Source organism: Myxococcales bacterium (assembly GCA_016717005.1).
Classification (GTDB): Bacteria; Myxococcota_A; Polyangia; order Haliangiales; family Haliangiaceae; genus UBA2376.
Map to the genome: position 1 here is coordinate 21,390 of JADJUF010000016.1, position 14,850 is coordinate 36,239.

A 14,850-nucleotide genomic window follows, 5' to 3' on the forward strand; every position below is an offset into this window, starting at 1 on the left:
TGTCTACCGCGTAAGCTCATGGGGATGCGACATGGACTGGCGCTGGCGATCGTCGGCCTGACCGGCATGGTGGGCGCGGTCGCCGTCACCTGGGCCCAGGGCACGCCGGCGCCGCCGCGGGTGCTGCACGAGGACCTGCCCAGCCCGACCGGCTCGGACTCGCCGCTGATCGGCAGCGACCCGGCCGCGGGCCAGAACCCCGACGCGTTCGCCTCGGGCGACAAGGTCCTGCCCGAGCCCCAGCTGGCGCCGAAGGACCCGGGCGAGCCGGTGTTCGGGCGCGAGGGCTCGGTCACCGACCGCCAGACCGAGGAGCGCCCCGACTACCAGACCGGCGCCGACGGCACGCTCCACTACACCGCGGTGTTCAACCCGGACGTGATGCCGTTCAAGCGCATGAGCTCGCTCGACGGCATCGACGCCGGGTACGTCAACGTGATCCGCGACCCGACCCTGCGCGATCTGTCGGTCGGCGGCGTCACCGATCGCGCGCGCGATCGGTTCTGGGCGTCGTTGATGGTCGAGCTGACGCCGGGCGCGCCGATCGCGATCCCGTCGGTCGCCCCCGACATGCGCATCCTGTCGTACGAGACCCAGCCGGCGATCCGCGTCACGTTCAGCAAGGACTCGGCCGACAACTTCTACGTGCGCGCCGACGACCGCGCCGCGCACGGCCAGTTCCGGCTGGTGTTCCTGGCCGACGCCGACGCCGGCTACTTCGCGCCGCAGCTGCCGACCCGGCCCTACAGCGTGCGGCGGGTGCGCGAGCTGGCGCAGCACGAGGGCCTGGTGCCGACGCTGACGCCCCAGGTCCGTCAGGTCGCGGACCAGGCGCTCGCCGACCTCGGGCTCGACGAGGACGACGAGCTCGGCGCGGCGTTCAACAAGCTGGTCTTCTACTTCCGCGCCTTCGAGGCCAAGCCCATCCCGGCCGCGACCGGCGACGTCTACTGGGATCTGTTCAAGAACCAGGCCGGCGTGTGCCGGCACCGGTCGTCGACGTTCACGGTCACCGCCAACGCGCTCGGCATCCCGACCCGCTACGTCTTCAACGAGGCCCACGCGTTCGTCGAGGTGTGGTTCCCCGAGCGCGGCTGGCAGCGGATCGATCTCGGCGGCGCGGCGTCGCGCCTCGACGTCTCGAACGCCGAGAACAAGACCGTCCACCGGCCGCGGGCGCCCGATCCGTTCGCCAAGCCGCCCGAGTACACCCAGAACTACGCCCAGCTCACCGGCGACATCTCCGGCCTGACCGACGCGCAGCTCGACGAGGCCCACGCGCCCTTGACCGACGCGCCGCCCAGCGGCGCCTTCGACAGCGACGGGCCCGGCGCGGGCCCCGGCGGCGACAACGCGCTCGGCGACGATCCGGTGTTCGGCCCCGGCGCCGACGCCCAGGGCATGCCGATCGACAACGCCAAGCCGACGCCGGTCCTGACCGTGACGCTGGCCGATCCGGTCGGCTACCGCGGCGAGGTCCTGGCGATCGAGGGGCGGGTCGACGGCCCGGGCGGGCGCGGCGTCGGCGGGCTGCGGATCGATCTGTTCCTGGCGCCGGTCGGCTCGGGCGGGCTCAACGGCACGCCGATCGGGCGCTCGGTCTCGAACGCCGACGGCACCTTCGCGATCGACGCGCTGGTCCCGACCGACCTCGACCTCGACACCTACGAGCTGTTCGTGTCGACCCGCGGCGACGCGCGCTACAACCCGGCGTACTCGGACGGCGAGTAGGCGGCCGGGCGCCGCAGCACCTGGCGGCGGGCGCCGCGCCAGGTGAGCACGACCACGTCGCCGATCACGACCAGCTCGGCGCCGTCCTTGGCCCGGGTCGGGCTGGCGGCCAGGCACGGGTGCGCGCCCGCGACCACCGCGACCTCGTCGAAGCGCCAGCCGTCGCCCGCGTCGTCGTCGTCGGGCGCCGCCGGCCGGCGGTGGCCGCGCACCAGGTAGCGATCGACGAAGCGATAGCCGGGGGCGCCGGCGCACGGCACGATCGCGCCGCCGGGATCGCGGACCTCGACGGTGCGCACGTACCAGCCCGCGAGCGCGCCGTCGTCACCCAGCGCCAGCTCCCAGCGCTCGTCCTCGCGCTGGACCAGGCCGCCCGCCGTCCACGACGTCGCGGTCCAGCGCCACGGGCCGGCCGGCGCGGCGGCCACCGCGAGCCGGGGCGGTGGCGTCGGCGGCGTCGCGCGCTGGAGGTGGGCGACGCCGTCGGCCCAGCGCAGCTCGAGGGTGTCGTCGTCGAGCAGCCGCGCCTGGTAGCGCGCGAGCCGGCGCAGGCCGCGATCGCACGGCGACGGCTCGACCTGGTAGCCCACCTCCTCGATCACCGCGCCGCCCGGCGCCGCGGCCACGGTCACGTCGACCGTCGACGCCAGCCGGTAGCTCGGCGCCTGCACGCACGTGAACGGCACGCCGTCGACGGCGCGCACGTCGACCGTGCGCTGGTAGCGTCCGGCCAGGCGCAGCCAGTCGCCGGTGATCGCGAGGTCCCAGCGCTCGCGCTCGGTGCGGGTGGTCCCGTCGGCGGTCGTGGTCAGGGCCCAGGTCCAGGTCCCGGCCAGGGACCGGGTCGCGATCGCGTCGTCGATCGTGATCCGCGGCGGATCGGCCGCCGGCGCCGCGCACGCGGTCAGCGCGAGCGCCAGCGCCGCGGCGCGCGCGGTCACGGCGCGCCGACGTCGGTCGAGTCGCCGCCCTGCCACGCCTCGACCACCGCGCCGGCGGCGAGGAAGTAGCCGAGCTGCGGATCGGCGGTGTGATCGACCCGGTTCCAGGCGCCGTGCTCGCCGCGCGCCTCGATGATCGGCGTGACCTCGCTGTCGTCCTGGCCGAGGTCGCGCGCGCCGGGGTGGTCCTGCCAGGTGACGGTGTCGCCCACCAGGACCGGGCAGCGCAGCGCGCCGACCAGCGCGTGGGTCTCGCGCGCCACCACCGACGCGCTCGGCCACAGGCCGGCGGCCAGGGCCACCTGCTCGAGCGCCGCCGCCAGCTCCGCGCCGGACGCCCAGCGCTGGTCGGGATCCCGGGCGAGCGCGGTCATGATCACGTCGGCCAAGGTCGGGGGCACGCCGGGACGACGCAGCGCCGGATCCGGAATCGGCTGGCGCTGGACCCGGGCGCAGGTGTCGAGGTCGCTCGAGCCGTGGAACAGCGGCTCGCCGACCACCAGCTCATGCATCAGCACGCCCCACGAGAACAGGTCGACCCGCTGATCGACCTTGGCGCCGCGCTCGAGCTGCTCGGGCGCGACGTAGGCGTACTTGCCCTTGACCACGCCGGCCTGGGTGCGGTGGGTCTGCAGCGCGGCCCGGGCCACGCCGAAGTCGATCAGCTTGATGCGTCCATCGGGCGTGATCAGCACGTTCTGCGGCGTGACGTCGCGGTGGATCACGTCGAGCGAGCGACCGTCGACGTCGGTCAGGCCGTGCAGGTGATCGAGCGCGCGCGCGACGCCCAGGCCGATCTCGATCGCGGCCGGGATGGCGATCGGGCGGCGGTGGCGCACGGCCGCGCGGAACAGGCTCAGCAGCGACGCGCCCGGGATGTACTCGAGCGCGAGGTACGGTCGGCCGCCGGCGGTGCCCAGGTGGTAGGCCTGGGGCAGGTTGGGGTGGTGGCAGTGCAGCGAGATCCGTCCCTCGGTGACGAAGTACTCGATGAACTCGGGCTGATCGAACAGGTCGGCGCGCACGCGCTTGACCGCGACCCAGCGATCGCCGCCGAGCGGCGTGCGCTCGATGCCCAGGTAGATCTCGGCCATGCCTCCGGTGGCGATCCGCTCGAGGAGGCGGAAGCGGTCGAGATCGCGCGGGAGGGCTTCGAGGTCGTACATGAGCTGGGCGGTGCAGGTCGCCGCCGCGCGCGTCAGGCGCGGTGGCGGCGGTAGACGTCCTCGACCAGCGCCGCGATGGCGGCGTCGGCCAGGTCGGCGGGCCGCTGGTGGGGGCCCCCGGCGCGCGACGGCGGATCGTAGTCCCACGCCGTCGCGGCCGCGAGCCGCGCCGTGGTCGCGGCGGAGGTGTAGCCGAGTCGAGCAAGCCGGGCGGCGCGATCGCGCAGCTCGGCCTGGGCGACCGCGAGACGACGAGCGGCGCCAGCGGGCGCGCCAGGCGAGGGCGGGGGCAACCAGGGGAAGCTCACGCGTCCACTATACCAGCGGTGGTCGGCCGCGGCTTGGCTGACGCGGCCGACGGGAGTAGCGTCTCGTGGTGGCCCTCTTGCGCATCGCGATCGGCCTGCTGATCGCGCTGGGGGCGAGCGGCGTGGCCCGCGCCCAGCGGGCCGGCGCGGTCGTGGTGCCCGCGGCCGAGCCCGCGATCGATCCGGTCGCGCTGGCGGCGGCGCTGGCCGGCGTCGGCGTCGACGCGCCCGACGCGCTGGACGTGGCGCTGGCGGCGCGCCGGGCCGGCGCCGAGCCGCGCGCGCGCGTGGCGCAGTTCGCGAAGGTGGCGGCGGTCGTCGCCGAGGGCTGGCGCGCCTACGTCGCCGCCGATCCCGAGTTCGCGGCGGCGCGGCTGGCGGCGGCCCGGACCGCCGCCGAGGACCTGCTCACGCTCGACGGCGGGCTCGAGGTCTACGCCGACGCGTCGCTGCGCCTCGGCGTCGCGCTCCTGCACCTGGGCCGGACCGAGGCCGCGAGCGACGCGCTGCGCCTGGCCCACGCGCTCGATCCCGCGCGGCCGGTGACCACCGCCGACTTCACGCCCGACGCCGTCGACGCGTACGAGCGCGCGCACGCCAGCGCCGGCCCGCAGCTCGACGTGCGCATCGACGCGCTCACCGGCGCGGCGGTCGCGATCGACGGCGTCGAGGTCGGGCCGGCGCCGATCGCGACCGCGGTGACCGCCGGCGCCCACGTCGTGGTCGTGCGCCACCCGCGCTACCGGCCGCGCGCGGTCGCGATCGAGGTGACCGCGGCCACCCCGCTGGTGGCGCTCGAGCTCGAGCCGGATCGCGACACGCTCGCGGTCGCGGGCGCGGCGGCGGTGGGCCTGGCCGGGCTCGGCGACGTCGACGCCGCCCGGGCCATCGACGTGACGCTGACCTACGCCGAGCTCGACGAGGTGCTCGTGGTCGCGTCGATCGTGCGCGCGGGCGCGCCGGCGGTGCTGGGGCAGCGCTGCGTCGGCGGCCGCGCCTGCACCGCGGTGGTCGAGGTCGGCTACCTCGAGCCGGCCGGGTTGCCGGCGGCGCTCGGGCAGCTCCGGGCGCGCCTGGCCCGGGCCGAGCCCCGCTACGGCGTGATCCTCGTCGACGATCCGCGGGTGACCCGGGCGCCGGTGCGGATCGGCGGCGGCTGCGCGCGCTGTCGTCGGCGCTGGTACTGGATCGGCGGCGGCGTCGCGGTGGCGGCCGCGGCGGTGGCGCTGACGATCCTGGCGACCTCGGGCGACGGCGCGCCGTCGCTGACGATCGACCCCGGCGACTTCACGGCGCCTTGAAGTCGGCGAACACCGACGCGCGCTCGCCGGCCGGGACGTCGATCTCGAACCGGCGCCGCACCTCGCCGGCCTCGCCCGGGAACACCACCTCGACGACGTGGGCCCCGGCCGGCACGTCCCACTGGTTGGGCGCGCGGCCCAGGCGCCTGCCGTCGAGGAACACCTCGCCCCACGGATCGGCGCCGACGCGGAGCTGGCCCTTGGCCGCCGGCGGGCGCGCATCGGGCGGCGCGGCCCGGACGTCGGGCGGGGGCGCGCTGGCCGCGCGCGCGTCGATCGCGATCGGCGCGGCGTCGACCGGCGCGGCGTCGACCGGCCCGGCCGCGTCGATCGCGCGCGCGTCGATCGCGATCGGCGCGGCGTCGATCGGCGGGGCCACCGCGGGACCGCGGCCGCGCGCGCGATCGATCGCCAGCCAGCCCGCGCCGACGGTCGCGGTGACCGCGAGCGCGGCCAAGAGCGCCACCGGCCCGCGGCGCGGGGCGGGGCGATCGGCGCCGACGTCGGTTCCGGCGTCGGATCCGGCGCCGCGCTCGGCGTCGGCACCGCGCGCGCGCCGCTGACCGGCGCCACCGGCGTCGTGCTCGGCGCCAGCGCCCGCTCGATCTCGACGTGGGTCGCGAAGGTCGCCTCGCGCACCGTCGGGCGCCGCTTGCCGCGCGCCTGCGACCGCGGCACGACCTGGGTCGACGGCCCGTGCGGATCGTCCGGCGCGGGGTCGAGGTGCGTCGATGGCCCGCCGTCGCTGGGCGCCGGCGCCGTCGGCGGCACCGCGCGCGCGACCACGTCGGCCAGCTCCCGCGGCCCCTGCAGCGCGGTGGCGTCGGCGAGGTAGCGCTGGAGCTCGGCCGCCAGCGCGCCGGCCGAGTCGAACCGCGCCGCGGGATCCCGGGCCAGCGCCTGCGCGACCACCGCGTCGAGCCGCTCGGGCACGTCGGGCCGAACGCTCGACGCCCGTGGGATGTCGGCGGTCTGGACCGCGGCCAGCGTCGCCTCGGGGTCGGCGCGCACGAACAGGCGCCGCCCGGTCAACATCTCCCACAAGAGCACGCCGAGCGAGAACAGATCGGTCTGCGCGGACAGGCTGTCGCCGCGGGCCTGCTCGGGCGACATGTACGGGAACGAGCCGGTCGGGAGGCCGCCGTCGGCGGGATCGGGCCCGCTGCCGAGCGCCACCGCGATGCCGAAGTCGACCAGCTTGACCTCGCCGTCGCGGGTGATCATCACGTTGCGCGGCGACAGATCGCGGTGGATGACCCCGGCGCCCTTGCGGTGGGCGTAGTCGAGGCCCTTGGCGATCTCGGCCGCGACGTGGGCCGCGATCGGCGGCGCCAGCGGGGCGTCGGCCGCGAACACCGCCTCGGTGAGCTGCCACAGGGTCGGGCCGTCGATGAACTCCATCGCGATGAAGTAGGTGTCGTCGACGACGCCCAGCTCATAGACCGGGACGATGTTGCCGTGCGACAGGCTGACGAGGGTCTTGGCCTCGGCCACGAACAGGTCGACGAACGCGCGCTGGGACGACAGCGCCGGGTGGATCTGCTTGATGACCAGCTGCTTCTCGAACCCGCCCGGGCCGATCAGCTTGGCGAGAAAGATCTCGGCCATGCCGCCGACGGCGAGGCGCTCGGTCAAGAAGTACTTGCCGAACGTCGTCGGCAGCTCGAGCATGCGCCGCGAGTGTATCATGCGCGGGTGCGCGCCCTGGCGCTCGGCTGCCTCGCGCTCGTCGCCTGCGGTGACGACGGGCCACAGCTGCGCCTCGCGCCGGTCAACCCCGGGCCGTGCGGGCGGCCCGCCGGCGCGCGCACGCTGCTGGTGACGCCGCTGGGCGACTTCGTCGGCGACCGCATCGCGATCCCGCTCGACGCGGTCACGACGCTGCCGACCTTGCCAGCCGACACCCGCGGCCTCGCGGTCGAGGTCCTCGACGCCACCGGCGGCGAGCTGGCGATCGGCCGCACCCGGCCGCTGGTGCTCGACGACCTCGCCGACGGCGACACGATCGCGATCGCGATGGCGCCGCCCGACGGCGTGTGCCCGGCCGGGACCCTGGCCGCGCCGCGCGATCGGGCCGCCGCGGTCCGGGTCGGCGACGGCGTGCTCGTGGTCGGCGGCGCGGCCACCGCGAGCGCCGACCTCTACGATCCCGATCGCGAGACCACGACCGCGCTGGCGCTGCCGGCGGCGTTCGCCGGACCCTCGGGCGTGGCCGGCGCCGGGGTCGCGGCCTTGCCCGACGGCCGCGCGGTCGTGATCGGCGGCGTTCGGCCGGGGTTCACGATCTACACGCCGGGCGCGGGCTTCGGCGCGGCCACGCTCCTGGCCGAGACCCGCGCCCACCACGTGACGATCGCGCTCGACGACCACCGGGTGCTGATCGCGGCCGGGTGCGGCGTCGTCGACGACGCCGGCGCGTGTGAGGGCGCCAACGTCCGCCGCGACAGCCGCGTCGTCGACCTCGCCACCGGCGACGTGGTCGCGGGGCCGCCGCTGACGATCGCGCGCCGCGACGGCGTCGGCCTGCTCGAGGTCGATGCGGGGGGGCGGCGGTTCGTGGTCCTCGCCGGCGGCACCGACGAGCAGGGCGATCCGGTGACCACCGGCGAGCGCGTGGCGATCGACGGGGCCGCCCCGACCCTCTTGCCCGGCGCGGGCGCCGCGCTGGCGCGGCTCGACAGCGGCGCGACCCTGACCGCGTTCGCGACCGCGGGCGCGGCGCCGACCGCGGCGGCGGCGGTCGTGGTCCCCGACGGCGCGAGCCCGCGCGCGACCGCGGCGGTGCCGGCGCGGACGTCGCCGGCGCTGGTCACCCAGGACGACGGCGAGGTCGTCGCGCTCGGCGGCGGCGCGCCGCTGCGGTACCGACCCAGCCAGCACGACTGGCAGCCGCTCCCCGATCTCGGCGTCACGATCGCCGGCGCGCCGGCGGCGGTGCGCTGGGACGACGGCACCGTGCTGGTCTTCGGCGGCCGCGACGCCGGCGGCGCGGTCACCGCGGCGATCTGGCGGTTCCGGCCGCGCTTGCTCGGACCGCTGTCAGGCGCGATCACGGTGGTGCCGGGCGACGGCAGCTCGGATCCGCCGCTGACGCCGCTCGATCCGGGCGCGGTCGAGCGCGCCGGCGGCTGGATCCTGGACGGCCCGGCGCCGTCGTGGGCGATCGTCGGCGGGCCCACCGCCGGCGCCGCCCGGCTCGACCTCAGCCTCACGGTGCCGACCGCCGGGGTCGACGTGCTCGCCAGCTTCGTCGGGCCCGCCGACCACGACGCGCTGGTGCTGGTGCCGGGGCAAGCGGCGGCGCTCGAGCGGGTCAGCGGCGGCGCCCGCACGACCCTGTGTCGCGGCGCGACGGTGCCGGCGGCCGGGACCGTCGCGATCACCGTCGAGCTGGCGCGCACGAGCGTGCGCGCGGCGGTCGCGGGCGCGGTGGTGCTGTCGTGCGGCGTCGAGGCGCGACCGCGCGGCGCGATGGGCGTGGGCAGCCGGGGCGCGCCGGTGGCGGTCGGCTCGATCGCGGTCTCGCGCTGACCGCCCAGCGTCGTGCTCACGCCGCGGGGACCTGCTACCGTCGCCGCGTGCGCCGCGCCGCCGCCGTCACCGTCGCCGCGCTGGTCGCCGCCGCGCCCGCGCGGCCGGCGCTGGCCTACCGGCTCGAGCTGTCGGCGCGGACGATCGCCCGGCCTCTACGAGCTGCCGGCCCTGCGCCTGGTCGGCAGCGACCTGACGCTGTCGCGCCGCCGCTTCCGCCAGGACCTGTCGGTGACGCTGTGGGATCTGGGCGACCTCGCCCGCGCGCGCGCGCGCCGTCACCCCGGGCTGCCGCGGACCGGGCCGGTGGTGTGGATCACCGGCGATCTCCAGCTCGATCACGACTTCGGCGCGTGGACCATGGGCCAGGTCGACCTCGGCGGCGATCCGGTCGACGCGATCGACGCGATCCCCGAGCTGGCCGGCGACGCGGTCGGCCTGGCGATCCCCTACGCCTACGTCGCCGTCGACGATCTGGGCGGGCGGGTCGATCTGCGGCTCGGGCGCCAGGTGCGGTTCGACGAGTTCGGCGGCGCCGGCCTCGACGGCGTGTCGGCGCGGGTCCACACCGGCGCCGCGATCGCGCTCGAGGCCGAGGTCGGGCTGCGGGTCCGCGATCGCTCACCCCTGGCCGTGCTCGGCAGCGATCTCGACGGCACCGCCGGCGCCGACTGCCGCGAGTACGTCGAGGCGGCGGCGCCGGGGCAGGGCAGCTGGCAGGTGATCGATCGCAGCCGGGCCCCGCGCGACACCCGGCTCGGCAGCGATCGCGGCTTCTGCCCCCAGCGCGAGGCGTGGCAGCCGACCGTCGAGGTCGCGGTCGCCGCCGATCGCGTCGCCTGGCTCGACGCGCGCCTGGCCTACCGCCGGACCCAGTCGCCGACCGTCGGCGTGATCGGCGCGGTCGATCGCCTCGACCACCCGGACACCGGGCTCTACCCCGACGAGGCCGGCCAGGCGCCGGCGTGGGGCGTCGACGCCGAGCACGTGACCGCCAACGTCCGCGCGCGCCTGCGCCCGCGCGCGCTCGCGGTCGAGCCGTGGGGCTACGCCCGCTACTCGCTCTTGCACGCTGGCCTCGAGCGGGCCGGGGCCGGCGTCCGGCTGGCGCGCGGCGCCCACGCGCTCGAGCCCGAGGTCGCGCGCACGGTGCCGAGCTTCGACGGCGACTCGATCTGGAGCGTGTTCGCGATCACCGCGGCGGTCGACGCCCGGCTCGGCTACGAGTACCGCCCGCGCGGCCGCGACCTGCGCGCCCGCGCCCGCGCCTGGGTGCGCCGCTACGATCCCGACGACGTCGACGGCGCCGGCGTCGTCGCGGGCGGCGCGGTCGCCGGCGAGACCGCGCTGCCCTGGGCCCGGGTCGCGGCCGAGCTGTTCGCCGACGACGGCTACGGCGGCCGCCGGCTCGGCGGCACCGCCACCGCGCGCTGGCCGGTCGGCCGCCGCGTCACGCTCACCAGCACGCTGGCGCTGGTCGACGTCGCCGACGCCAGCGCCCGCGCCGACGGCACGACGCTGTCGGCGCTGGGCGCCGCGGCCTGGCACCTCGACGACGGCATCGCGGTGTTCGCGACCGCCGACGTGTCGTCGAGCCCGCGCGCGGCGCTGGCGGTGCGCACGCTCGCGGTGCTGGACCTCGCGTTCGAGCCGGACCTCTGATGCGGCGCGCGCTCCTGTTCCTCGCGCTCGTGGCGCTGGTGCCGACCCTGGCGCTGGCCGGCGGCGATCGCGGCCCGTCGCCGGTGGTGTTCGGCAGCCAGCGCCTGCCGCTGGTGTTCTCGCACGCGCAGCACGTCGGGCCGCTGGCGATCGCGTGCGTCGACTGTCACGCGCTGGCGACGACGTCGCGCTCGTCGGTCGATCTGCTGACCCCGAGCGAGGCGCCGTGCCGGCGCTGTCACGCGATCGTTCGCGGGGGCGCGCCGGCGGCCACGGCGACCGCGACCGGCGCGTGCGGCGCGTGCCACCCGGGCTGGACCCCCGGCGTGGCGGTCGCGCGGGTGTGGATCCCGCCCCCGAGCCTCAAGTTCAGCCACGTCGCCCACGCCGCGACGACGTGCCTGACCTGTCACCCCCAGGCCGCCACCGCCGCCCTCGCCACGGTCACCGCGCTGCCGACGATGGACAGCTGCCTCGGCTGCCACGCCGCCGCCGCGGCCGCGCGCGCCTGCACGACCTGCCACCTCGCCAGCGCCGGCGGCCGGGTGCGCACCGAGCTGCCCGACGGCGCGCTGACCCCGCGCGGCGGCGCGACCGGCCCCGATCACGGCGGCGACTTCGCGCGCGACCACGCCGCGATCGCGCGCAGCGCGCCGCAGGCCTGCGCGACCTGCCACCAGGAGCGCGATTGCACCGACTGTCACCAGGGCGCGATCCGCGCGATGGACTTCCACCCCAGCGGCTACCTCGCGCTCCACGCCGTCGACGTGCGCCGCGGCAGCGACTGCGGCACCTGCCACAAGACCCAGAGCTTCTGCGTCGCGTGCCACGAGCGCGCCGGCGTCGCGATCCGCGGCGAGACCGACTTCGCCTCCGGCGTCGCCGATCGCCGGTTCCACCCCGACGGCTGGGCCTCGATCGATCGCGCCGGCCCCAACCGCCACGCCGGCCCCGCCCGCGCCGCGCTCGCCGAGTGCACCTCGTGCCACCGCGAGGACACCTGCCTCCGCTGCCACTCGGCCGAGGCCGCCAGCCCCCGCATCTCGCCCCACGGCCCCGCCTGGCGCGGCAGCGCCCGCTGTCGCGCGCTCGCCGCCCGCAACGGCCGCATGTGCCTCCGCTGCCACATCTCGCTGACGCCCGTCGGCTGCGAGTGATCGGAGTCGGATCCGGATTCCGACTCCGATCCCGATCCTGATCCGATCCCGACTCCGATCCCACTCCGATCCGACTCCGATCCGATCCTGATCCCGACTCCTGATCCCGATCCTGATCCCGATCCGATCCGATCCTGATCCCGACTCCTGATCCTGATCCGATCCCGATCCCGATCCCGATCCTGATCCTGATCCCGATCCGGATCCTGATCCGAGGGTTCCGATCCGGATCCCGATCCGATCCGGATCCCGATCCCGATCCGAAATCGGGGCCTCGGCCCCGATCCGACCTCGGGGCCGAAGCCCCGAGGTCGGGGTGCGGGGCTACCGCGCCAGCGCGTAGGTCACGCGGCCGACGCGGTCGGCGAGGGCCTGCGCCGCGGCGAGGTCAGCCGCCCCGAGGAAGCCCCAGGCGACCGCCACGTCGAGCGCGGCTCGCACCTCGTGGGCCTCGGCGGCGGCGATCCGATACGCGCGCTTCTTGTCGCGGCCGCTGCGGCGCACGCCCTCGGCCAGGTTGAGCGCCGCGCTGGTCGCCGCGCGGCGCACCTGGTCGGCGAGGTCGGGCGCGCGGGTGGCCAGGTCGTCGACGAGCGGACGCAGCGCGCGGATGAGTTCGAGAACGAGCAGCTGAGCATCGAGCATGATGGGTCTCCGTGGTTGGGGTTCGCCCCGACGCGGCCCGACGCGCACGGCCCATGCCCCAGCCCAGGGCCACGCGTCGCGCCCGACGCCACGCGGTCCAGGGCGCAGGGCATGAGCCGTGCGCGGGGGCCGCGGGGGCACCCCAACCACGGAGGCCCATGCGTGCTGCTCAGCGCGCGTTCCTCGCCTCCCCGCGCGCGCGGCCGCGCGCCGAACCGTGGCCATCGCGTCGCCCGCCGGTGCCGAGCGGCCGCAGACGGCGGCCGCGCCGCGCTCGCCTCGCCGCTGGCGCGCGGCAGCGGCGCCGCGACGACGAAGCGCCGGAGGAGGAGCGCCGACGCGGCGAGGTCGGGCTCGACCTGCGCGGCTCCTTGGTGGTGGCTCGCCCGCGCGGCCCCCGCGCACGGCTCATGCCCTGCGCCCTAGCGGCGCCGCGTCGAGCTGCACGCGAGCATTTCGGCTGGGGCATGGGCCGTGCGCGTCGGGCCGCGTCCGGGCGAGAGCCACCAACCAAGGAGCCCGTCATGTTCGATGCCCAGACCGTCGCCGAGTCGTTCGTCACCCACCTCCGTCCCCTCGTCGAGCGCATCGTGCTGCGCGACCGCGACCTCGCCAGCCAGCTGCGCCGCGCCGCCACCAGCGCCGCGCTCAACACCGCCGAGGGCAACCGCCGCGAGGGCCGCGATCGCCACGCGCGGTTCCGCATCGCCGCCGCCGAGTGCGACGAGGCCGCGTGCGCCGTGCGCATCGCGGTCGCCTGGGCCTACGTGGATGGCGCCGCCGCCGCACCCGCCCTCGCGCTCGCCGATCGCCTCGCCGCCCTCCTGTACCGCCTCCGCCATCCGCGCCCCTAGCCACCTCGCGCCGCCGGGGCCCGCGCGCCCCGGCGGCCGGATCCCGATCCGGATCCGGATCCGGATCCCGACTCCGATCCGGATCCCGATCCGGATCCCGACTCCGATCCCGATCCCGATCCCGACTCCCGATCCCGATCCCGATCCCGACTCCGATCCGGATCCTGACTCCGATCCCTGATCCCGACCTGATCCCGATTCCGGATCCGGATCCCGACTCCGATCCGGGGCCCGATCCGGATCCGGATCCGGATCCCGGCTCCGATTCCGATCCCGATTCCGATCCCGCCCCAATCCCAATCCCGCCCCCCCGCAACCCGCGCTCCGCGCTACAGCGTCGCGCCCTGCTCGATCCACTGCAGGATCACCAGGTAGTCCGGATCGGTCGCGTCGAGGAACGTCGCGTTCGGGTGGTTGGGCGGATCCTCGTACATCGGCTTGGTCAGCAGCATCGACTCCGCGGGCGCGAGCAGGTTGAGCACGCCGGGGCGCGCGTTGATCCCGTCGAGCGTCAGCTGCACCGACAGGTCGAACGGCAGGATCGCGGCGATGCCGCCGGTGGTGTGGCAGTTGGCGCAGCCGAGCCCGCCGTTGGCGGCGGTCTGCAGCCGTGGGTAGACGTCAGCGGTGAACGTCCGCGCGCCCATGCCCGGGCCCATGCCGCCGCCCTCGCCGGTGCGCGTCAGGCTGGCGCCGTCGGCGAAGGTGTCGACGCGGACGGTGTCGGTGGTCGGCTGGCCGGCGCCGGCGGTGTACGTGACCGAGAGCGTGTACGATCCCGGCGGCACGTCGAGGAACCCGATCCGCGAGCGGCCGTTGACGACCGTCGTCACGGCCAGGGTCAGGTTCGTCACCAGGTCGCCGTTGGGGCCGAACACGTACGGCCCGGATCCGACCGGCGCGGCGAGCGCGTCGAGCAGCGTGATGTCGGCGACCGGCACGTCGGCCAGCGGCGTGCCGTTGCGCCGGAACAGCTCGGCGAACACGACCGCCTTGCCGGTGACGACCGGCAGGCCGAGCGACGTGTACTGGCGGCGCGCGTCGTTGACCGACACCAGCCACTGGTCGGCGGTCACCGGCATCGCCTCGACCCGCACCGGCACGCCGCGGGTCGGCCGGTACACCGCGCGGCTGGCGGTGAGGAAGAACACGCTGCCCGGCGGCACCGTGTCGAACGCGAAGTCGCCGGCGGCGTCGGAGGTGGCGTTGAGCTGCGGCTCCATGCCGTCGCTCTCGATCCCGACCGTGGCCAGGACCGCGTCGGTGAAGTAGTCCTTGGCCTTGCCGCTGACCCGGTAGGTCGGCGACGGGGCCGCGTCGATGCCGGCGGTCCCATCGGGGCCGCCGCCCCCATCGACCTGGAACGGCGGGGGATCGCCCGCGCAGGCGGCGGCGGCGGCGATCGCGAGGAACCAGGGCACGTTGTGAGCGAGGCGAGGCATGTTGGGCTCCTATATCAAGCCCCGTGCCAGCACCACGTGCCCGGAATGATGTCGACCGTGGTTCACAGGCCTGGGGCGCCTACACCCACCGACCGAGGGCAGGGGCTCCAGC

The 14,850-nt window shown here is 76.3% G+C and carries 11 protein-coding genes and 1 pseudogene; 5 read left to right on the forward strand and 7 right to left on the reverse strand.

Annotated elements, in window-relative coordinates:
• Positions 1-24: 24 nt before the first annotated feature.
• The gene (locus IPL61_15985; GenBank protein MBK9032743.1) at positions 25-1,731 is read left to right on the forward strand and encodes a transglutaminase domain-containing protein; all 1,707 of its coding nucleotides are present in this window, start codon (positions 25-27) and stop codon (positions 1,729-1,731) included.
• Here the strand turns inward: IPL61_15985 and IPL61_15990 are convergent.
• The 3 genes from IPL61_15990 to IPL61_16000 are packed head-to-tail and all read right to left on the reverse strand — an operon-like array spanning position 1,701 to position 4,146.
• Entirely contained in the window at positions 1,701-2,672 is a 972-nt protein-coding gene (locus tag IPL61_15990; GenBank protein ID MBK9032744.1) for a hypothetical protein, read from the reverse strand. The two genes, IPL61_15985 and IPL61_15990, sit on opposite strands and share 31 nt — an antisense overlap.
• Positions 2,669-3,838 (reverse strand): serine/threonine protein kinase, encoded by a 1,170-nt coding sequence (locus IPL61_15995; protein ID MBK9032745.1) that lies wholly within the window; start codon positions 3,836-3,838, stop codon positions 2,669-2,671. Before IPL61_15995 ends, IPL61_15990 begins: the two co-directional genes overlap by 4 nt.
• 32 nt (positions 3,839-3,870) lie before the next feature.
• Positions 3,871-4,146, reverse strand: a complete 276-nt coding sequence (locus tag IPL61_16000; protein ID MBK9032746.1) for a hypothetical protein — start codon at positions 4,144-4,146, stop codon at positions 3,871-3,873.
• Between the two features lie 68 nt (positions 4,147-4,214).
• Between IPL61_16000 and IPL61_16005 the strand changes: the two genes are divergently transcribed.
• Positions 4,215-5,447 (forward strand): PEGA domain-containing protein, encoded by a 1,233-nt coding sequence (locus IPL61_16005; protein ID MBK9032747.1) that lies wholly within the window; start codon positions 4,215-4,217, stop codon positions 5,445-5,447.
• On the opposite strand, the gene IPL61_16010 is transcribed toward IPL61_16005, so the two are convergent.
• On the reverse strand, positions 5,434-5,913 hold the full coding sequence (locus IPL61_16010) for a PEGA domain-containing protein (GenBank protein MBK9032748.1): 480 nt from the start codon (positions 5,911-5,913) through the stop codon (positions 5,434-5,436). The genes IPL61_16005 and IPL61_16010 overlap by 14 nt on opposite strands.
• A 395-nt stretch (positions 5,914-6,308) precedes the next feature.
• Positions 6,309-7,136 (reverse strand): annotated as a pseudogene (locus IPL61_16015) (serine/threonine protein kinase).
• Positions 7,137-8,990: 1,854 nt separating this feature from the next.
• On the opposite strand from IPL61_16015, the gene IPL61_16020 reads away from it, so the two are divergent.
• Positions 8,991-10,640, forward strand: coding sequence for a hypothetical protein (locus IPL61_16020; GenBank protein MBK9032749.1), 1,650 nt, complete (start codon positions 8,991-8,993; stop codon positions 10,638-10,640).
• A complete protein-coding gene (locus IPL61_16025) occupies positions 10,640-11,797 on the forward strand; it encodes a hypothetical protein (GenBank protein ID MBK9032750.1) in 1,158 nt (385 codons plus the stop codon). Before IPL61_16020 ends, IPL61_16025 begins: the two co-directional genes overlap by 1 nt.
• A gap of 324 nt (positions 11,798-12,121) precedes the next feature.
• Here IPL61_16025 and IPL61_16030 read toward each other — a convergent pair whose 3' ends face one another.
• Entirely contained in the window at positions 12,122-12,442 is a 321-nt protein-coding gene (locus tag IPL61_16030) for a four helix bundle protein (protein ID MBK9032751.1), read from the reverse strand.
• 524 nt (positions 12,443-12,966) lie between these two features.
• On the opposite strand from IPL61_16030, the gene IPL61_16035 reads away from it, so the two are divergent.
• A complete protein-coding gene (locus IPL61_16035) occupies positions 12,967-13,296 on the forward strand; it encodes a four helix bundle protein (GenBank protein MBK9032752.1) in 330 nt (109 codons plus the stop codon).
• A gap of 329 nt (positions 13,297-13,625) precedes the next feature.
• Here the strand turns inward: IPL61_16035 and IPL61_16040 are convergent, their stop codons facing one another.
• The gene (locus IPL61_16040; GenBank protein ID MBK9032753.1) at positions 13,626-14,738 is read right to left on the reverse strand and encodes a hypothetical protein; all 1,113 of its coding nucleotides are present in this window, start codon (positions 14,736-14,738) and stop codon (positions 13,626-13,628) included.
• Between the last annotated feature and the right edge of the window lie 112 nt (positions 14,739-14,850).

Excerpts from the sequence above, each read along its gene's own strand:
- IPL61_16040 (MBK9032753.1), bottom strand. The coding sequence starts at position 14,738 with ATGCCTCGCCTCGCTCACAACGTGCCCTGGTTCCTCGCGATCGCCGCC.
- IPL61_16030 (MBK9032751.1), bottom strand. The coding sequence starts at position 12,442 with ATGCTCGATGCTCAGCTGCTCGTTCTCGAACTCATCCGCGCGCTGCGT.
- IPL61_16035 (MBK9032752.1), top strand. The coding sequence starts at position 12,967 with ATGTTCGATGCCCAGACCGTCGCCGAGTCGTTCGTCACCCACCTCCGT.
- IPL61_15995 (MBK9032745.1), bottom strand. The coding sequence starts at position 3,838 with ATGTACGACCTCGAAGCCCTCCCGCGCGATCTCGACCGCTTCCGCCTC.
- IPL61_16025 (MBK9032750.1), top strand. The coding sequence starts at position 10,640 with ATGCGGCGCGCGCTCCTGTTCCTCGCGCTCGTGGCGCTGGTGCCGACC.
- IPL61_15985 (MBK9032743.1), top strand. The coding sequence starts at position 25 with ATGCGACATGGACTGGCGCTGGCGATCGTCGGCCTGACCGGCATGGTG.